Source organism: Acinetobacter sp. HA, from assembly GCF_000264725.1.
Lineage (GTDB): Bacteria > Pseudomonadota > Gammaproteobacteria > Pseudomonadales > Moraxellaceae > Acinetobacter > Acinetobacter schindleri.
On record NZ_AJXD01000009.1, the window covers coordinates 1 to 20,922 of the forward strand.

A 20,922-nucleotide genomic window follows, 5' to 3' on the forward strand; every position below is an offset into this window, starting at 1 on the left:
TTTTTTATTTAGAATGGGAGAGCAATCAACTTAAATATTTTGGTTTTTCATCCACAATTTCAGCCTGCATTTCATTTGCCTGCTTTTCGAGCAGGCCAAATAAAGCCGCCTGAATCATATGCTGAGCAACCACCGGGGTCTGATCACCGAGAAGTGCTTTTACTTCATCATTAAACTGAATAATGACCAATGGCTGTTTTTCTGAGCCTGCATTGCGTAATGCTAACTCACCACTTTCCAGTTGAACGAGTTCTAAAATCGCTTCTTGACTACCAAATAGTTCTTTCAATTGTTCTATAGACATATGTCCTCCATGTTCAACATGGTGGCAAAGCGCAGAATCACTTTGCATCGCTGTTTATTGGATATATGGTTAATAATTTCAATTTCAAGGGCCATTGGTCGGATTAAAATTCCACCATCTCATTGCGAAAACCATCAATCAATTGTGTCAGGTCTCGATGCCATTCACGCAGGATTGCTGTATCTGGTAACCACGCTTGAGGTGTTTGAGTGACTTTAATAATCAGTTTAGAAGATGTTTCATCTTCAGGCTCCGGCACACTCGGCTCGGGTGTGTACTGACACAAACGATAAGCACGCTTCAGCTCAGCGATAAAGCCGTCTTTAGAAAGTTGCTGCATTACGGTGACTTCTGGAGAGATCTGCCCTTTCGCAGCCATCTGCTCTTCAATCGATTTCAAGGTCGGACTCAGATCATTTAAACGGTAATAACGCACCAGTTCCTGCAAAAAAGCCAAGACTGCACCATGCAAATGGAAAACTGCTGATTCACGATGTGCCTGAGCCTGCTGGACATGATCGGTTTGCTCTGCCTGCTGACAGGCAAGGCGGGCGAAATAAAGTTTCTGATTGGTACGGTCCGCATGATAGCGAGCAACACGAGTCATGGATTTTTCCTAAGTGTTAAAACAAATTTTGGCTTTTATAACTTAAGACCAGATCATTATTTTTACAATGGAATTTATTTTATTTATTGATCTTTTCAGGAAATATGAACAACCGGGCTAAATTACTGACGTAATTTATTTTAATTTTTGAGGAGTCATTAAATCTCTTTCATAAATCAAAAAATGATCATGCTATTCATATTTAAATAGATATTTAAAGCCCTTATCCCTCTGGAATGAGATGCACTGCTTCGCAAGAGGATGAGGGAATGTTCTTTATAGTGATTAAAAATGATTTATGACAAAACTCTATTTTATTGAATGGATAATAAAGTTTGGATTGAGTTATTCAACCAGAAGCTCTAACTATTTGGTCATTCAAAAAAGTTATTTCCATAAAAAAGGAGCATTATCTGCTCCTTTTTCTATTTACGCCTGTGGCTTTTCTTCAGCCTGTTTCACACGAATGCCTGTACCATGTAAGCGCAAGGTATTCAGACCTTTGATCGCTTTAACTGCTTCACGGCCATGCGGCATTTCTACAAAGGCAAAGCCTTTAGACTTACCAGTTTCAGCATCCAGCACCAGTGTACAAGTATCCACTGTGCCATATTGCTTGAACAATTCCAGTAACTCAGCCTCTGTCACAGTACGTTCCAAGTTACGAACTAAAATTTTCATTTGATAACCTTAAGAAGATAGGCAAAAAACATCAAAAAGCACTCGCCTACTCTACTTTTTGCATACAACAATATCTGTCTAGTTTAATCGAGATCAATGCCAAAATCTAAATTAATCGACTGGCGCTCGATTAAGGCACTTTTCACGGTTTGCTGACGGGTCTTGTAATGGGTTTCCGTAGTACACAGCTGCCGAGTTAGGTCATTCATAAAATAACTTTCGACTTTACGGCCCTGCTCATCCACTGTTTCGCGTGCCCAGTGATTCAGATTCTGTTTTGTCAAAATCAACTCATTCTGCGCACGGGTCAACGCCACATACAGCACCCGGCGTTCTTCTTCGACATCATCAAAATCACCTTGCGCGCGCGCATGAGGGTACTGTCCCGGTGTCACATTCGCCACATAACAGACTTTCTGCTCTGTGCCTTTGGCAGAATGGATGGTGATTAAGGTCACCACATCAAGATCTGACTGTCTTTCAATTTCAGAAATAGAGACCGGATCGAGCACATATTCTTCCAGAAACTCACTCACTTGAGCATGTTTGGAAGCTAACTGTTTAACCAATTCAAAATCCCCCTGACGGCGATTCCAGTCCTTTTTATAGTTCTCGGCCAGTTGCGCTTCAATGGCCTGGACTGCCAGACCCACACAGGCCTGTACTTCGGTTTTGAGTACCGCCATTTGCTTCATAATCAGAATGGTTTCTAGGGGGATCTTGCCAAATTTTTCCAGCTTGTCGGCAATGATATCCATCTCTGGCTCAGCTAAAAGTTGCTGTGACAGCTTACTCGCTCCGACATCACCCACACCATTCCACAACGTTAAAAACCGCATCCAGGCGATATCATCCAGCGGATTGGCCACCACACGCAACAGACTGAGCAGATCTTTTACATGTGCAGTTTCTAACAGTTTCATCCCGCCGATGAATCGATACGGAACATTGGCCGCGATACAAGCTGCTTCAATATGTCGCGCTGCATAACTGGAACGTACCAGCACCATATGATCGGACCATTTACTGCCTTGCAGATAATGGCGCTCTTTAATATCAATCGCGATCCATTTGGCTTCATCAAACTCATTCGGGAAGATATGCATTTTTGGCTTAATGCCTTCACCCCGATGTGCATCCAGCCGCTTGTCATATTTAATTTCGGATTGATCCAGCAGCCAGTTGGACAGGTCTAGAATTTCCTGAGTCGAGCGGTAATTTTTTTCCAGTTTAAAAATCTGTGCATCAGGCACACGCTCTTTGAAATGGTGAATATTTTCAAAGTCCGCACCACGGAAGCCATAAATTGACTGTGCATCATCTCCAACACAGAACAGACTGATATGATCTTTGAGTGGTTCTAGCAAGGCCCATTGCAATGGATTGGTGTCCTGCATCTCATCGACCAGCATATGACGGCAGATTGAAGCAACATAATCCACCAGTCCTTCTGATTGTGCCAATGCACTCGCGACCACCGCCAGAATATCGTCATAGTCCAGGAAACTACGTGCCTTTTTACGTGTTTCGTATTCTTTCATGATGTCAGCAATCTGGTCTTTCAGCGCCAGATATTCCGGCATCTGTTTTTCCAGCGCCAGACTCAGCTTCTGACGGGTATTGCGTGCAAAGGAATACAGGTCACACAACTCTTGTGGCTTGGGTAGGTAATTCGGGTTTTTCTTGTCATCGCGTCCGCGAATCAGACGGAACATCATCAACTGATCATCACGATCAATAATCGAAAACTGCTCCAGTCCAAATGCTTTGGGAATACGGCGCAGCAGATACATACAGAAGGTATGAAAAGTCGATGCCCGCAGACCTTTGGCCTCCTCCCCCAAAGCCAATTCCACACGTGCGACAATTTCACTGGCTGCACGACGGGTAAAAGTCAAAATCTGAATCTGATTCGCAGGTACGCCCTGATCGATCAGATAAGCTGCACGTGCGACGATGGTTTTAGTTTTGCCACAGCCCGCCCCAGCCAAGACCAAACTGTGCTTTGCTTCAGTCGTCGCAGCTTGTTTTTGTTGGGGGTTCAGTTCATCTATTAGGCTGGCTAAACTCATGGTCACTCATCATTCTGTGGATGCGTGTAGTTTAACAGATCGCTCTTATAATTATGGCTTTTCATCCGCGCTGAAACAGCACCCAATTTTATCTCTTGATTTGCTATAGGGTCGATGGCATGGATGCCGTCTGCTGGATTAGGGTATAGGGATATCCCCTCAATCCAGCAAAGGATTTTTGTTACCTTGCAAAGCAGTGCTTTTTCTCACCCATGAAAAGTAAGATCTGCTTACGCGTTATTATCTACCATTATGTAAAGTTTGTGCAGCAATGACTATCTTGTAAGAGAACACTAAGTCCTCGGTTCCCAAATATTTTTAATAGTTTTGGACACTGCTTTTTCCAGATTCACTTCCCCATTTTTTAATGCTTCTTCCAAGCTACAATCTGGTGGATTAATTCCCACAATCTGACTAAAGCCGGCATCAAATAAAGACTCAATTCCTTCACCCACCAGACCAGCAAAAGCTAACACCGGTTTATTGAACTGCTGTGCGACCTGAGCAACGCCAAACGGTGTTTTGCCTAAGGCCGTTTGGCTGTCAATCTTGCCTTCACCAGTCAGTACATAATCCGCTTGAGCAATTTTTTCGGCTAATCGGCTTTGCTCAATAATCAATTCCACACCGGATTGCAACTTGGCATCCGCAAATGCCATAAGGCCAAAACCCAAACCACCCGCTGCACCCGAGCCTGCTACATTCTTTATAAAAATACCTAAACTTGCTTCGACCAGATTAGCATAATGGTTGAGATTACGATCCAGTTGCTGCACCATTTCCGGAGTTGCTCCCTTCTGCGGCCCAAAGATTGCCGAAGCGCCATTCGGTCCACACAGTGGATTATTGACATCAGAAGCGATTAGAATTTCGGTGTTTTTCAAACGAGCATCTAACTGGGAAATATCTATTTGATTAATCTGATCTAGATTACCGCCGCAGACCTGAATCGCTTCACCTGTACTATTGAAAAACTGGACACCCAATGCCTGTGCCATCCCGGCACCGCCGTCATTGGTGACACTACCACCAAGTCCAATAATGATTTTTTCAATACCGCGATCTAATGCTTGTTTGATCATCTCTCCTGTGCCATAGGTTGAGGTCAGCATCGGGTTACGTTGTTCTGCTGCGAGCAAATGTATGCCATTGGCTTTGGCCATTTCAAGGACGGCCGTTCGACCATAATCGACTATGGCAAAATAAGTAGACACTTGCTGAGTCACTAAAGGCCCAGTCACCATACAGGTAATACCTTGACCATCCAAGGAGCGCAGCAAGGCCTCTACTGTTCCCTCACCACCATCTGCCATAGGCACAGCAATACAGCATGCATCAGGAAAGACCTGTAGAACACCGCGTTGCATAGCTTGGCACGCTTGCTCGGCTGACATACTTTCCTTAAAGGAATCGGGTGCCAGGACAAAAGTATGCATATTCTTCTCAATTATTAATATTTTATGGTTAGCAGTTTCAGTCTATCTATAAGCTCATAAGCCAGTATTAAATTTATTTACAAGCACGACTAAAGTTCTGGGTAAATTCAGCATTATCCACATCAGTGTTTCCAACCCAATTCAATCGCAGTGATCTCATTAATTAGAGTCTGGCTTAAAGATTCTGGCATTTTACTTGACGTTTGAGAGGTTGGAATATGTCCTGCCATCAGTTCTGCTTTGGCCTGGGGAAACAAAGGTTGCTGATCTGGAAATGCATATCCCACAGGATACATCGGCTGACCGGTCGCCAGATCATATTTATCGCTGGCTCCAAAGGCATGTAATAGCTCATGTACAAGGACAATCTTGTTTTGTTCAGTCTGTTTCCTGGAAGCGAACAGGTTCACTGATCCAATCCGGCCTTTTTGTAAAGCTGTTGAATGCTTTAACACTTTATGCTGTGCCGGATCATAGTAGTTTAAATATAAGATCACATTGGCCGAAGGATCTGAACTTTGCTGCTGTTGCCAGGCATAGAAACGGAATTTCAGGCTCCAGACAATGGTATCTATAACTGAGGCCTGCTCAGGAACTTTAGGTGGTAATTCTTTCAGTTCACGTCCAAGATTAAAATAGAAATATGTTGGTTGACCACGATACTGCTGCGCAGCCTTTTCCAGATATTCTTGTGCTCCATTTAAATCCTGAGCCGAGAGTTGCTGAATATATTGTTGGGTAGCTGCTGAACCATCCGCATTAATTGGATGCAACAAGACAAAAATAGGCTTGGACCAGTCCTGGTTTTGGTCACGATAGGCATTGACTGCGACCATAAATAAAATCAGTAGCAGAATCAGGATTCGGATTTTTTTCCACATGCTTTAAGCACTCTGTTTTTTTATTTTTCTAAGAAACATCTGGCTCATTTCAATTTTAGTTTCAAAAAGATTTAAAGTCTTGATTAACCCAGAAAGTTTGGCACGACCATAATTACGAGAGTCAAAATCAGGTTTTACCGCACTTATGTATTGCCCAACCATACTTAAATTGGCCCAACCATTTTCATCTGCATTATCTTTTACAGCTTTATAAATTAAATTAAGTGTGGCTCGGTCCATCCCTTCAGGTAACTGAATTTCCTTTTGGGCAGATATGGTTTTTTGTCCACTTGTCTTGCTAATATCCGAAACCTTTTTATCGGTTAAGTCTGTTTCTTCACTATCCTCATTATTTTTAATTTCACTATCTACAATTAAGTTTTCAACATAAATAAACTTATCACATGCTTTTTTGAATGCTTCAGGAGTAGCTTTTTTGCCAAAACCATAGACAGTGAGACCATTTTCACGAATACGTGAAGCTAAGGGCGTGAAATCACTATCACTGGATACAATACAGAACCCATCTAATGCTCCTGCATAAAGTAAGTCCATAGCATCAATAATCAGGATCATGTCTGTTGCGTCTTTACCTTTGGTATAGGCAAATTGCTGTACAGGTGTAATTGCATGTGGAAGTAAAACATCGCGCCAATTTTTTAAGGTTTCACTGCTCCAATCTCCATAAACACGTTTAACACTGGCAATACCGTATTTAGCAACTTCTTCTAAAACTGATGCGATTGCATTAATTGATGAATTATCCGCATCAATGAGCACTGCGAATTTTTTTGTTTGAATATCCACACCTTCCCCAAATTTTATTATTAATCAAATTTCTAAAATTTATTCTGCCATAAAAAATGCCGACTGATGTCGGCATTTTTTACTTTTAGCTTTTAGGCTTCAACCCATTTTCCATCCTGGTAGACCAGCGACCATTTGGTTTGCTTACCTTCAGGTGTTTCTGAACCAATATATTGCGACTGGTTCTTACGGCTGAACTTCACCAACGTCGGGTTACCTTCAGGATCTACATCTGGCGCCTGCAAGATAAACTGATACTTCGGATCCAGCTGCTCTGCAACGGTACGTAGTTCCGCCACCTTCGGTGCACGGGTTTCACGTACTTTAGGGAATTTGCTCGCTGCCAGGAACAGACCTGCGGCACCATCACGCAGGACAAAGAAATCATCATGCTTGGTTGAGCGTAAATGTTCCATCTTGATTGGATCAACACGCGGTGGCGCAGGCTGACCATTTTTCAAAACCTTACGGGTATTTTCACAGCTGGTGCAGGCAAAATAAGGACCAAAACGGCCAGTCTTTAACTGCATTTCGCCATCACATTTGTCACATGGAATGGTTGGGCCATCATAGCCCTTGATCTTGAACTCACCTTCTTCCAGTTCAAAACCGGCACAGTCCGGGTTATTACCGCAGATATGCAGTTTACGACCACCATCAATGACGTAGCTGTCCATCGCAGTTGAGCAGATCGGACAACGTTTTTTCGACATCAGGTCAGCAGTTTCAGCGGCATCATCGTCAGACAGTGCAGCCAAAGACTCAACCGGGGTCAGGTTCAGTGTGCCTTTACAACGCTCTTTAGGCGGCAGGTTATAACCTGAACACCCCAAGAATACACCTGTCGTTCCGGTACGGATCTGCATTGGACGTTCACATTCTTTACAGTGTACGGCATTGACTTCTACCGGCTGGTTACGGCGCATACCGCTCTCACCCTGTGCATTGGTCAAACGCTTCTTAAAGTCACCGTAGAAGCTGTCTAAAAGATCTTTCCAGTTCCGTTCACCATCTGCCACCTTATCCAGCTGACCTTCAAGATCTGCTGTAAAAGCATAGTTCATCAGGTTGTTGAAACTTTCATCCAGACGATCAGTAACGATCTCACCCATCTTCTCGGCAAAGAGACGACGGTTATCCAGTTTCACATAACCACGATCCTGAATAGTCGAGATAATCGCGGCATAGGTCGAAGGACGGCCAATACCACGTTTTTCAAGTTCTTTTACCAAGGAGGCTTCAGTGAAGCGTGCAGGTGGTTTAGTGAAATGTTGAGAAGGATCAAGTTTCTCTAGCTTGAGGACTTCACCCACTTTGACAGCTGGCAATAAAATATCGTCATCTGCCTTGTTGGCACCACGAACTTTGGTGAAACCATCAAATACCAGAGTACGGCCTTTGGCCTTCAGCTCCACACCATTGGCATCGACTAAAATCGTAGAAGATAAATATTCAGCAGGTGTCATCTGACAGGCAACAAACTGACGCCAGATCAGGTCATACAAACGCTGTGCATCTCGTTCCACACCAACCAGGCTATCACCTTTTAAGCCAACAGTTGAAGGACGAATTGCTTCGTGGGCTTCCTGCGCACCGGCTTTATTACCATAACGGTTTGGCTTGGCTGGTAAATATTTTTCACCAAATTCAGATTCGATGTGACCACGTACCATATTGACTGCATCATCGCTCAAGAACGTGGAGTCAGTACGCATATAGGTAATAAAGCCAGCTTCATACAGACGCTGGGCCAGCATCATGGTTTTCTTCACCGAGAAGCCTAAACGTGTGCTGGCTGCCTGCTGTAGCGTTGAAGTGATATACGGCGCGCTTGGATTGACCTTGGTTGGTTTATCCTCACGGCTCATCACCTTGTATTCAGCATCTTTGATCAGGCTCAACAAAGCATCAGTTTCAGCTTTATTGTGCAGCTTTAAGGTCTTACCATTTTGCTTCACTGCTTCCAGGCGAATGTCATCTTTTTTCGCTTTGGTATCAGCAAATACTTGCCAGTATTCTTCAGGAATAAAGGCACGGATTTCACGTTCACGCTCAACCACCAGTTTTACTGCAACGGATTGCACACGACCTGCCGATAAACCACGGGCAATTTTTTCCCACAGCAATGGCGAGATCATAAAGCCTACAACACGGTCCAAGAAACGGCGTGCCTGTTGAGCATTGACTTTGTTGGTATCCAGACGGGTTGGATGCTTGAATGCTTCCTGAATGGCATTTTTGGTAATTTCGTTGAAGACCACACGCTGGTAACGTGAATCATCACCGCCGATCACTTCTTTTAAATGCCAGGCAATCGCTTCCCCTTCACGGTCCAAATCCGTTGCCAGGTAGACTTCATCAACTTGCGAGGCCAGTTTTTTCAGTTCGGCAACCACATGCTCTTTGCCAGGCAAGACTTCATATTTAGCTTTCCAGTCGTGTTCCGGGTCTACGCCCATACGGTTAATCAACGCCTGCTGTGATTTTTCCGCTTTTTCTGCTTCAGTCAGCTTGGTTCGCGTTGCTGGTTTTTTCTCTGTACTTTTGGCAGAGCCGCCTGTCGGTAAATCACGTACGTGACCGACAGATGATTTCACAATGTAGTTCGAACCGAGGTATTTGTTGATTGTTTTCGCTTTTGCAGGCGACTCCACAATCACTAAGGCACGCTTATTTCCAGCGTCGGAAGACTTCGCTGTGCTGCTTTTTGATGTGGACCGAGGAGCGTTCGCCATAATTAACCGTTAATCCTGTATATTCTAAAAAATTAAAGTTCAGCCAAGGAATGTAATAGTGCCTTGATGTCATCGAGCTGGGCCGCTTTTAGATCAGCTTCTTCATCCCAATACAGTCCAACACAGTTTGCCTGCATATCAATAGCATAAATGCCTTTTAATGCAATGGGAAAATCTTTAAATTTGTCATCGCCTTGTACCAGCTCAAGCTTTTGATCGACCACACGGGCACGCATCAGTGGCAAACGTGCGTCTGGTATCAGCACACTATAATAAGCCACCATACTGGCACGCTTTTCAGTGGCCATCGGCACTTTGGTCCAGTCAGGAGCCACAACCAGACGTGGGTGTAATCCCATCTTGCGGGCTTTCTCACGCATCATGCCCAAAGCTCTTTCTCGTGGGCTGACACGCAGACCAAAAATAGATCCCAGTACAAATACAATGATGACGACAGCAACCCAGATTCCTGTATTTTCCATAGCTCAACCTTTATGTTCTATTATTAGAGTTGCATAAGCTCAATATAAAACGCAAGTTTGCGCGACAAAATTAATTCAGGAACATCTCATGGCTGTAGAGAACTTCATGACCATTCCAGTAAATATAGCCTTTCTCCAGCAGTTCCTTCAGCAATAAACGCACATCGGATTTTGGAAATAACTGTTCCAGTAAATCTCGCAATTCATAAATATCTTTAGGCTTGTCACCTTGCAGTTCACGCAGCTTGCGTGCCACTTCCATCTGTACCGGATCAATGCGGTCAAAGTTTTTGAACAATCCCTGTTGTGCAGACTGAATGGCAGATTGTTCTTCAATGACTTTTTCTGGCTCTTCCGGGGTCAATTCAGCAATGGCCTGACCTAGATCCCGTGATGTAGTTGGTGCAGCAGACAGATCCAGTTGTGACCATTGTTTTAATACCTTTTTACGGAAGGCAATCTGATCTTCATAGCGTTTTACAATCTTGAGGTTAATCAGCATTCCGACTACATGCTGCGCTTTACCTGGCAGTACTTGCAAAATATTTGCCACAGAATTTTTCAGGCTTTCCAATGTGGTTGGCTTGCCTGGCATTTTCGCCAGTGCATCACAATATTTTTTCACCAGTTGTAAAGTGGGTTTCTGCTGAATGGTGTCGAGACTTGGGATCTTGAATTTAGGAGAGATTTTTTTATCCTGTTCCGGTTCTGCCTGTACCTGAATCAGGCTACAGCTAATGTCAGATGCAATCAGCATTTGCATCAGCATTTCACTGCTGTCCATGGCTGAAATCAGTTCCACATGCGTGTCCGGTTCCAGCAGTGCCATCAGCTGTCCGACAATGACCGCATATTCATATTCACGGTGTTCAGCTTCAGGAATGTCCAGAATGACCACTTGCCCACTGGCGATCCAGCCTGCCAGTTCGGTCAGGTCTTCCAGTTCAAATTCAAACTTTCCGGCACAGCTAAACAGGTACAAGATTGGATAATGCTTGGTGATTTCACGTAATAGAGTGGCGGTCGGGAAATTATTTTCAAGATCGAGTAAAACAACTTTCTGTGACATGGAACACCAATCTGAACAAAACCTGGAAGCGCTATTAGAGGGGCAAGCGTGAAAAAGGTCAAATTATTTTAAGCATGGCTAGTTTTACTGACTAGGATTACCCTGCTGAAACAAAGCATAGACCCATTAAAGCGAAAACCCTCACAATGGAGGGTTTTCTACATGACCAATTACATAATTAATAATGCGGTGGTCGATCAATAATCGGGTCGAATTCTGCAATGCCCTCAGACAAATCTGCCGACTCAACACGTTGATATAACAGCGTCATTTGCTTCTGAAGATTGATGATTTCCAGATTCTGCCTGGTCACCTGCTGATTCAACTGTTCAACTAAATCGTCCAAAAATGCAATTCGGACTTGCAAATCTTCAATGGGTGCGGAAAATGACGCCTGTTCATTTAGATTTTGTTGTTTAGTCATTTTAAGTCCTCATCATAGGATTTCAGGAAACCATTATGGCATATATTACCCTAAGGGACGTCCAACTCGCGTTTGGCGGACCTGCACTGCTCGACGGCGCTAACTTTAATTTAGAACGCGGTGAACGAGTGTGTTTGATTGGCCGTAATGGTGAAGGTAAGTCTACCTTACTTAAACTGATTGAAGGAAGCCTGTTACCTGACAGTGGTGAAGTTTCCTTACAAAATGGCATCACAATTTCCATGTTGGCCCAAGACGTGCCGATGGATTCGGGCAAAGTCGCGGATATCGTGGCAGATGGCGCAGGTGAAGCATCAGAATTTCTACGTGCTTATCATGAAGCCAGCGAAGCCTGCGTACTGGGTGATATGGAAGCTTGTGACCGCATGGGTTCATTGCAGCACAAGATGGATCAGCTGGATGGCTGGGCTTTAGAAACCAAGGTGAACTCTATCCTGAGTAAAATGGGCCTGGATCCGGATGCAGACCTTGCCGATTTATCCGGTGGCCGTAAGCGTCGTGTGCTGCTGGCTCGTGCCCTGCTCACTCAACCAGACGTTCTGTTACTTGATGAACCAACCAACCATCTGGACGTTGAGAGCATTGAATGGTTAGAGAAATTCCTGCTCGATCAAAATAATTTAACCCTCCTGTTTATTTCGCATGACCGTTCATTTGTAGACAGCATTGCAACCCGTATTGTTGAACTGGATCGTGGTACATTGCGTAGCTACGAAGGTAACTATTCACGTTACCTCGAGCTTAAAGCACAGCAGATGGAAGCCGAAGAAAAGCAGAATGCGCTGTTTGACAAGCGTCTTGCTGAAGAAGAAGTATGGATTCGCCAAGGGATTAAAGCGCGTCGTACCCGTAACGAAGGTCGTGTCCGCGCGCTTAAAGCATTACGCGAAGAATCAAAAGCACGCCGCTCACAACAAGGTAAAGTGAGCATGGCAACTCAGGATGCGAGCCGTTCTGGTAAAGTCGTATTTGAGATTAAACACCTCAGCGTGAAATTTGGTGACAATGCACCAATCATTAATGACTTCTCGGCACTGGTAATGCGTGGCGATCGTATTGGTTTAGTCGGTGATAACGGTGTTGGTAAAACCACACTGATTAAAGCGATTTTAGGCCAGCTTGAGCATGGCGGTACGGTGAAAACTGGTACACAGCTTGAAGTGGCTTATTTTGACCAGTTACGTAACGTACTGGATCTGGAAAAATCGGTAAAAGATAACGTCGCTGAAGGTTCTGACCATGTCGATATCAATGGCAGTCGTCGTCATATCTATAGCTATTTACAAGATTTCCTGTTCTCACCTGAACGTGCCCGTACACCAGTAAAAGCACTGTCTGGTGGTGAACGTAACCGTATTTTGCTGGCAAAACTGTTGCTTAAACCATCAAACCTGATTGTGATGGACGAACCAACCAATGATCTGGATATGGTGACCCTTGAACTATTAGAAGAAATGTTAAGTGGCTATAAAGGCACATTACTGCTGATCTCGCATGACCGTGCCTTTATGGACAACGTCGTGACCTCAACCTGGGTATTTGATGGTAAAGGCAATATTGATGAATACATCGGTGGTTATCAGGATTATTTAGAGCAACGTCCGAACCAGACAGCGGTCGATCAAAAATCTGCCGTTAAAAAAGCTGCAGCCAAAGCTGAAGCCGCAGCGGCTGCTCCTGCACCGAAAAAGGTGAAACTCAGCTACAAAGATCAACGTGAACTTGAACAATTGCCTGCAGAAATCGAAGCACTGGAAAGTGAACAGGCTGAACTTTCTGACAAACTGGCAGATGGCTCATGGTTTGTGAAAGATGCAGCAGCAGCCACCAAGGCATCTGAACGTTTAGGTGAAATTGACGAGATTTTGCTGGAAAAAATGGAACGTTGGGATGAACTGGAAAATATGACCAAAGCTTAAGTTTTCTATTTCTCCCATGCCAAGCATCTGTATTCATACAGATGCTTTTTTTATTTTCACTTTTTTGTTTCAAAAAGCTCTTCTGCTACACTGCAGATATCTTGAGGTTTAAATAGCAGATTATGAGTAAAAAGCCAGATTACCAACCCGGTGAATTTCAGTGGGCCTTCCTGTCTCCCCAGTATTGGGGCATATGGATTGGCATTGTATTCCTGATGATTCTGGCGATTTTACCTTGGGCGATTCAGTACCGTCTGGCTTCTTTACTGGGTAGCTTAAGTTATAAATATCTCAAATCTCGCCGTGAAACTACAGTGCGCAATCTGGAAGTGTGTTTTCCAGAATGGTCTGCACAAGAAGTGCAGGAAAATTCCCGTCAGGTCTTTATTGACCAGATGCTCGGTGTGTTTGAAACCTTAAATGCCTGGTACACGCCAAAGTGGTTTAAAGGCCGTGTAACTATTGAAGGTCTGGAATATATCCAGCAAGCACAAGCTGAAGGAAAAGGTGCATTATTACTGGGTACACACTCTACCCTGCTGGATGCTGGCGGCTACCTGTGTGCCCAATATTTTGAACCGGATGTCGTCTATCGTCCGCAGAATAACCCCTTGCTGGATATGCTGATTTATCGCTGCCGTGCCACAATTTATGCTAACCAGATTGACCATGATGATATGCGTGGTCTGGTGCGTAATCTGAAAAATGGACATGCGATCTGGTACAGCCCGGATCAGGATTTCGGTTTAAAACAAGGCGTAATGTCACCATTTTTTGGCGTTCCTGCTGCAACCGTGACCGCACATCGTCGTTTATTAAAAATGACCAAAGCCGCTGCGATCCCATTGTATTTCTACCGTCACGGCGATATCAAAAATCCCAAATATCATGTCCTGATTGAGCCACCCGTTGAAAACCTGCCAAGCGCAGATGAACTGGATGATGCCACTCGCGTGAACCAGATTATTGAACGCCAGTTACGGATCGCCCCAACGCAATATATGTGGTTCCATCGCCGTTTTAAGACCCGCCCACAGGGTTATGATTCGATTTATTGAGTTCTCGAACTCTTTCATCATGGATTAATGATTTATTTCCTGATAAATCCACATGGCTTCAGTATGACCAACATAGCTAAAGCCTGATAAAAGCCGGTAGCATGCTGGTCAGCAACTAAAATTTTTTGATGAAATCCTGAATAACGCTGTAGAATGGCCTGCATAATTCGGCGACCAATGCCCTACCCTTGTAGTTCTGGATGAACCAGTAAATGGGAAAATACATCACCAGTTAGCCATCAAAAATGGCATTACCGAGTCCAACCAGTCAACCATTTATATGGGCAGTCACAAGACTATGAGAATGGTTCAAGGCTTCTAAAAGCAGTTGCGTCTTTTAGCTGCTGACCATCGATTGGCATGATAGACTTCAAATATTTCAAATTCCTGGGCTGAGTCACTGTCAGAAATAATAAACTGCATACACGTTTTTCAGACATTATTTCACCTCAATAAATTGTTTTAATAATCAATTAAATAAAAAAGAAAATTAAAGCTCTAAAATAGTTTAACCCGGGCTCTACATCCTGTAAAAACCCGGGTTAATGAGGTTGTGCTTTCAACATTTTAATTCTTGGTTTTTTGTGATTTCCATTTCATCATCATATCCATGATGTCTTCATTCAGCTTCGTCTTCCTTATGAGAAATTCCCTTCTCGACTCCCTGTGCTGATATAAGCAGAATATTGGAATCATCGAGGAATAAATATCGTTTAAGACCCCAATCTGTGTAAGCCATTTCGTACACTTTTCCGATAAATCCATCACACTTTTAAACCATTTTTGTAAGTTTGAGCAATTTCATCCGTGACTATTTTTTCTTCTTTCTCAGCTTTTTCAATACCTTCTTGTATAGCTTCCTGAGCCTGTTGCTCATCTTCTTCAGTCTGTTCCAGTTCTTCTTGTACATGATCAAAGACTCGCCCGGTTTGTAGTACCACAAACACCGGAAAATGATCCGAGCCCACATGTGGCAAACGCTCCATATGGACTAAAGCAAAGTCGGTACTGTGAAAGACATGGTCAAGTGACCAGCGGAACATCGGATAATCGGCATGAAAGGTATTAACATAACGGCGCCCGACACGCGGGTCGAGCAAGCCACTAATACGCTGAAACAAACGTGTAGTACGTGACCAGGCGACATCATTTAAATCACCCATCACAATACAGCTTTCATCGAGATCCTTGATTTGATCTCCAACAATCAGCAATTCAGCATCACGCAGTTTCGAGTCCTTGGCTTCAGTCGGACTTGGCGGTTTTGGATGTAGGCAATATAACTGAACCGGATGGCCAGAACGTAAAGTGACTGTGGTATGAATTGAAGGAATTTCATTACTCAAAATAAATTTCACTTCGGTATCGCTGAGTTTTAATTTACTGTAGAGATGCATCCCATACAGGTTATCTAAAGGCACAGGTACACGGTAGGGATAGTCCGCTTCAATCACTGAGAGTTGTTTCTGCCATTCTGAATTGGTCTCCAGCGTCAGTACCAGATCTGGAGCTAAATGTTGAATTTGTTCGAGTAATAGATGATATTTTTCATTGGTCATTAACACGTTAGAAACCAGTAAAGAAATTTGTTTGCTTGGATCCAGTTGCTGCCGTTTGACCTTCTTCACCTGTTTCTTCCAGATAAAGGTATAAGGCAAGACCATCTTCAACTGGTAGGCTTGTGCCGCGAGCAGCCCTACAAAAATAATTTGGTCTATCAAGGTCCAGGAATGCTCCCAGAATATATAAAGTCCTAGTGCAATGAAGCCAATGATCAGAATTTGTAGTCGCGGGAAATCGGCGCCACGGATCCACCATTCATCACGAGGAATCAGGGACCAGAAACTGAGCCAGATGACCAGCACTGACAATATCTGAATAAACAAAATCATAAAGTGACTCTTTTACTATGTTGTTATTTTTTCTAGAAGAAAATCTGCGTTATCAATTTTGTATGTAACATAAACAAGATATTTCGCTCAATATTATTGATGTTTCTATTGTGTAGCTATTGCAGTTGAGTCCCTTTTTGGTACACTCGAACCCCCTTTAATTTTTTAACGCACCGAGGCAAAGTGACATGAAAGTAGGTCTGGTCGGTTGGCGCGGGATGGTTGGTTCCGTCCTAATGCAACGTATGGTTGAAGAGAATGATTTTGCTCATTTTGAGCCATTCTATTTCTCTACCAGTAATGCAGGTGGTGAAGCACCGGCATTTGGTGGTAAAACTGCCCCAGCACTTATGGATGCGACAGACATTGATCGTCTGAAGCAAATGGATGTCATTATTACCTGCCAAGGTGGCGATTATACCACTGCGGTTTTCCCTAAGCTGAAAGCTGCAGGCTGGAATGGTTACTGGATTGACGCTGCGTCTACCCTGCGTATGGATGATGAAGCAATCATCGTACTTGACCCGGTTAACCTGAACGTGATCAAAGATGGCCTAGTGAAAGGTACTAAAACTTTCGTTGGCGGTAACTGTACGGTTTCCCTGATGCTGATGGGCCTAGGTTCTCTCTTCCAGAATAACCTGGTGGAATGGGCAACTTCGATGACCTATCAGGCGGCATCTGGTGCAGGTGCACAAAACATGCGTGAGCTGATCACAGGCATGGGTTACCTGTATAACAATACTAAAGACCTACTCGATGATCCACGCTCTCCAATTTTGGACATCGATTCTAAAATTGCTAAATTACAACGTGGTGAAGGCTTCCCGTCTGCAAACTTTGGTGTACCGCTAGCTGGTTCTCTGATTCCATATATCGACAAGCAGCTAGAAAGCGGCCAGTCGAAAGAAGAATGGAAAGGTCAGGTTGAAACCAACAAGATCCTGGGCAACCAGCAGATCGTTCCAATCGATGGTCACTGTGTACGTATCGGTGCCATGCGCTGTCACTCTCAGGCAATTACCTTGAAGCTAAAACGTGACGTACCTTTGAATGAAATCGAAGATATGATTCGTCAGTCTAGCCAATGGGCAAAAGTGGTACCAAATACACGTGAAGCATCAATGACTGATCTGACGCCTGTCGCAGTAACCGGTACATTAACTGTTCCAGTCGGCCGTCTGCGTAAAATGAACATGGGTAAAGAATACTTGGGCGCATTCACTGTAGGCGACCAGTTACTTTGGGGCGCTGCTGAGCCTTTACGCCGTATGTTACGCATTCTGATCGATTATAAAAATGCTTAATTAAGCGCGTTATAATCAATCTAAAAGCCGATCTTTATTGATCGGCTTTTTTGTGTCACTATCAAGAAAATAGTTGAACAAACATAGACATCCCAATCATCGAGTCATATTGCCTATAATATGACCGATGCTGAGCCTAGAATGAAGATGACTGTATATAAAAAATTTAAAATTGCTACTTTAACCATGATGATGGCACAGCCTGTTTTTGCAATCACGGTTGAGCCAGTTCAGGTTCAATCGGCACCCGGGGAATTACTCTATGCGGAAATGAATTTCCGTCAGTCAGATATCAATATACCGATTGAAGTGAGTTTAGCTACGCCAGAAGATTTAATGACGCTGGGCACTACGCATCAACCTCCCGGTCATCTTAATTTTTTTACCCGTCGTAGTAGCAATGGAACAGGTGTGATTACTATTACCTCTTCACGCCCAATCACTCAAAATGATCTGAATTTTGTAGTTAAGGTTAAAGAAGGCAATGCAGCACGCTTACAACATATCAAGACCACACTCAAACCCAAGACAGATCTGCTAAAAGCTTCAATCAGCGCGAATGAACGAACATTAACCCCAGTCGTGGTGGTGAATGAAAATGAAATTGGTTTAAATTTACCTGTCAGTACGCAATACAAGACTGCAGCAGCGAGTACCAAGGCTCTGGAAAAACCATTGGCTGTACAGCGTCTTGCTCCACCACCATTATCACCAAACTCTATCCCTCAGACAACATCGATAACGACTCCCGCTGTTCAGGCTCCAGCCAAGGTTGAGGAAGCTATTACAGCTGTGAATACGCGTCCAGTCACAAGTACTTTGACACCACCAATCGCTGAACCGGCAATGCCAGCTATTCAACAAAAGCCTCTAGCCTCAAATAGTCTGCAAAAAAATCCAGTCACTACCACAGCTCAAGCAAAAACTCAGATAGCACAAGCTGCTTCAGCAGCGCCTGTTGCACAGCAGAATCAAGATATACCAGCTCAAAAAGTACAAAATCAAAAGCCAGTGGCAACCTATCCTGCTGCTGCGCCACAATCCAATTCCAGCGACCCATTAGTTAAAAAATATACCGAAGAACAAGTCGCAAAACAGAAGCAAGCCACTCCTAAAAAACCGCCTCGAGCAGCTCCGGCTCCAGTGCAACATTCCCCTCAAGCGAGTCCGACATCTACTGCAAAAGCAAGTTATGTGGTTCAATCCAATGAATCTCTCTGGAAAATTGCTGCACGTATTGCTCAGGAACAAAACCGCGGTGTCGGTGAAGTCATGCAGCAAATTAAAAAAAATAATGAACACGCCTTTATTGGCGGAGATGCGAATCGTCTGAAGCGTGGTGCGGCACTGAATTTGCATATTGCGCCCGCACAACAACAGCCAATTACCGTCAAGACATCTGAGCTTGCACAAGTTCAGAACAAGGCTAAAGGCAGTACCAAATATCGTTTAAATCAGGCTGAAATGAGTCTGGTTGCTGAGAACCAGCAAGAATCTGAGCAACTTTCTGCAAATCAAAACACATTAGACCGTCAAACTTCGAAAGAGTTATCATTAAAAGTTATGACAGTTCGAGAAAAACCGTTAAATTACAGAGAAACGTAACTGAATTAGAATTGGCGCTTAATCAGAAGGATCAGAGAATTCAATTATTAAATGCCCGTCTTGCCCGACTGCAACAGCAGTTGAAAGCACAACAGGCAGATAAAAAAGCCAATTAACTAATCATTACATACATTGATTTACAGGGATGAGTGGATATATGGAGCCCTCTATCTCTAAGGGGTACTTATCATGCTGATTTATGTGATTCCATTAATTTTATTGATCATCGTTCTGATCGTAGTCAAAAAACGTCAGGATGCTCAAGGGTCAGATAAACCAAAGGCAACTACAGCGAAAGCGAGAAAAACCACCAGTTCAGCACGGGCTACCCCAGCAAAAACCCGGGTGGTTGAAGAAGTTGCAGCGAACCCCCAAGAAGCTATTGCTCTTTCAGCAGATCTGCGCAAGAAAATTGAACGTCTGATCAATGAAGGAAATTTCTTTGCCGCTGAAGCACAAATCAATCAGGCGCTCAAAAAAGACAACCGCCAGCATGAACTGTATCTGTTGCTCCTTGATATCCATATTCAGCAGAAAGATGAATTTGCCATTTCCCAGTTAATCACGCATGTCCGTTCACTCGGTTTGGATAATATTCTTGCGCAGGCAGAAGCGAAAAAGGCAGAGTTTGAAAATACAGCTACGCCGACCAAGGATACACTGGGTTTCCCTTCTACCCAGTTAAGCGCTGGCTCATCAGTAACTGAGGCAGCACCTGTAGACAACACTGCTGCCTTTGAAGAGCTATCCCCAACCCACAGCCTAGTAGTTAATGATCTTGCTTTTGATGAACTGCAACAAGAAAATAAGCCTCAAAAAGCTGTATTTGAGCCGGCGCCATCACAGAATGATATCCAGCCGCTAGAATTTAATTTTGAGCCCACTCTAACTAAACCGGCAAGTGATGCAGCCCAGGATCTGCCAGGAGCTACAGGTTTAGAGTTTAACTTCTCTGACGCTCCTGTATCTAAGCCTACACCGACGACAACATCGGATACTGCCCCATCTGCACTAAACTTTAGCTTTGACTTAGATAGCTCAACAAAAGCTGAAACTGAAATTGCATCTGCTGCCGAGCCTAGAACTGCCGCACCGGTTATGGATTTTAAGCTTGACTTAGGCAGCTCAGAAAAACCAGAAGTGACAGCAGTACCTACTGCAGAATCAGTTCAACCTCTTGATTTTTCTTTCTCGGCAGATACAACGTCAACCACAGAAACTCAGCCAGAAATCGCAGTACCAGAATTTGATTTATCAGGTTTAACTACACATGAACCTATAATTCCAGCAGTCCCTGCTGTCTCAGAATTGGACTTTAAACTGGATGCCGTTCCTGAAAAATCAGCCAGTGCTGCAATCAGTTTTGATATTCCATCTTCGCCCGTTACTTCAACTGCTCATCAAAATGATCCACTGGTTCAATCATTCCCTGAATTAACGGAAACGGATGAAGTAGTATTAAATCTGGAATTGGCAGAGCAGTATATTCAATTGGGTGCCTATGATGCCGCACGTGAAATCCTGACAGAAAAGGAAGCGGACTACAGTCCACAACAACGTACCCATGTTGATCAATTACTGAATCGAATCGCTTCTTAAGTAAATTCGTTCTACACTAAAGC

At 43.8% G+C, this 20,922-nt stretch carries 16 protein-coding genes and 1 pseudogene; 5 read left to right on the forward strand and 12 right to left on the reverse strand.

Going from position 1 to position 20,922, the window contains the following annotated elements:
- Positions 1 to 25: 25 nt before the first annotated feature.
- The 11 genes from HADU_RS02480 to HADU_RS02530 form a co-directional block, all read right to left on the reverse strand.
- Positions 26 to 304, reverse strand: a complete 279-nt coding sequence (locus tag HADU_RS02480) for a hypothetical protein (RefSeq protein WP_004813278.1) — start codon at positions 302 to 304, stop codon at positions 26 to 28.
- Positions 305 to 407: 103 nt separating this feature from the next.
- Positions 408 to 911: a DUF6586 family protein gene (locus HADU_RS02485; protein WP_004813280.1), complete on the reverse strand. Its 504-nt coding sequence runs from the start codon at positions 909 to 911 to the stop codon at positions 408 to 410.
- Between the two features lie 429 nt (positions 912 to 1,340).
- Entirely contained in the window at positions 1,341 to 1,592 is a 252-nt protein-coding gene (locus HADU_RS02490) for an RNA recognition motif domain-containing protein (protein WP_004890294.1), read from the reverse strand.
- A gap of 83 nt (positions 1,593 to 1,675) precedes the next feature.
- On the reverse strand, positions 1,676 to 3,664 hold the full coding sequence (locus tag HADU_RS02495) for an ATP-dependent helicase (RefSeq protein ID WP_008303252.1): 1,989 nt from the start codon (positions 3,662 to 3,664) through the stop codon (positions 1,676 to 1,678).
- 293 nt (positions 3,665 to 3,957) lie between these two features.
- Positions 3,958 to 5,100: a glycerate kinase gene (locus HADU_RS02500; protein ID WP_008303254.1), complete on the reverse strand. Its 1,143-nt coding sequence runs from the start codon at positions 5,098 to 5,100 to the stop codon at positions 3,958 to 3,960.
- Between the two features lie 122 nt (positions 5,101 to 5,222).
- Positions 5,223 to 5,981, reverse strand: coding sequence for a hypothetical protein (locus HADU_RS02505; protein WP_008303255.1), 759 nt, complete (start codon positions 5,979 to 5,981; stop codon positions 5,223 to 5,225).
- A 3-nt stretch (positions 5,982 to 5,984) separates the two neighbouring features.
- Positions 5,985 to 6,788: an NYN domain-containing protein gene (locus HADU_RS02510; protein ID WP_005220844.1), complete on the reverse strand. Its 804-nt coding sequence runs from the start codon at positions 6,786 to 6,788 to the stop codon at positions 5,985 to 5,987.
- Positions 6,789 to 6,880: 92 nt separating this feature from the next.
- A complete protein-coding gene (gene topA / locus HADU_RS02515) occupies positions 6,881 to 9,523 on the reverse strand; it encodes a type I DNA topoisomerase (RefSeq protein WP_008303258.1) in 2,643 nt (880 codons plus the stop codon).
- 32 nt (positions 9,524 to 9,555) lie between these two features.
- Positions 9,556 to 10,005: an ammonium transporter gene (locus HADU_RS02520; RefSeq protein WP_004813293.1), complete on the reverse strand. Its 450-nt coding sequence runs from the start codon at positions 10,003 to 10,005 to the stop codon at positions 9,556 to 9,558.
- Positions 10,006 to 10,075: 70 nt separating this feature from the next.
- Positions 10,076 to 11,074 (reverse strand): hypothetical protein, encoded by a 999-nt coding sequence (locus tag HADU_RS02525; protein WP_008303260.1) that lies wholly within the window; start codon positions 11,072 to 11,074, stop codon positions 10,076 to 10,078.
- 178 nt (positions 11,075 to 11,252) lie between these two features.
- Positions 11,253 to 11,498, reverse strand: a complete 246-nt coding sequence (locus HADU_RS02530; protein WP_004813295.1) for a SlyX family protein — start codon at positions 11,496 to 11,498, stop codon at positions 11,253 to 11,255.
- Between the two features lie 35 nt (positions 11,499 to 11,533).
- Here HADU_RS02530 and HADU_RS02535 point away from each other — a divergent pair, with 35 nt between their 5' ends.
- Together HADU_RS02535 and HADU_RS02540 are read left to right on the forward strand one after the other, a co-directional pair.
- Positions 11,534 to 13,438, forward strand: coding sequence for an ATP-binding cassette domain-containing protein (locus HADU_RS02535; protein WP_008303262.1), 1,905 nt, complete (start codon positions 11,534 to 11,536; stop codon positions 13,436 to 13,438).
- 122 nt (positions 13,439 to 13,560) lie between these two features.
- On the forward strand, positions 13,561 to 14,496 hold the full coding sequence (locus HADU_RS02540) for a lauroyl acyltransferase (RefSeq protein WP_008303264.1): 936 nt from the start codon (positions 13,561 to 13,563) through the stop codon (positions 14,494 to 14,496).
- 764 nt (positions 14,497 to 15,260) lie between these two features.
- On the opposite strand, the gene HADU_RS02555 is transcribed toward HADU_RS02540, so the two are convergent.
- The gene (locus tag HADU_RS02555) at positions 15,261 to 16,388 is read right to left on the reverse strand and encodes an endonuclease/exonuclease/phosphatase family protein (RefSeq protein WP_008303268.1); all 1,128 of its coding nucleotides are present in this window, start codon (positions 16,386 to 16,388) and stop codon (positions 15,261 to 15,263) included.
- A gap of 188 nt (positions 16,389 to 16,576) precedes the next feature.
- On the opposite strand from HADU_RS02555, the gene asd reads away from it, so the two are divergent.
- The 3 genes and pseudogenes from asd to HADU_RS02570 all read left to right on the forward strand — a co-directional run bounded on the left by asd (position 16,577) and on the right by HADU_RS02570 (position 20,899).
- Positions 16,577 to 17,695, forward strand: coding sequence for an aspartate-semialdehyde dehydrogenase (gene asd / locus HADU_RS02560; RefSeq protein ID WP_004813302.1), 1,119 nt, complete (start codon positions 16,577 to 16,579; stop codon positions 17,693 to 17,695).
- A gap of 147 nt (positions 17,696 to 17,842) precedes the next feature.
- Positions 17,843 to 19,416: pseudogene (locus tag HADU_RS02565) on the forward strand (hypothetical protein).
- A 73-nt stretch (positions 19,417 to 19,489) separates the two neighbouring features.
- Entirely contained in the window at positions 19,490 to 20,899 is a 1,410-nt protein-coding gene (locus HADU_RS02570) for a hypothetical protein (protein WP_004813307.1), read from the forward strand.
- Positions 20,900 to 20,922: the final 23 nt, after the last annotated feature.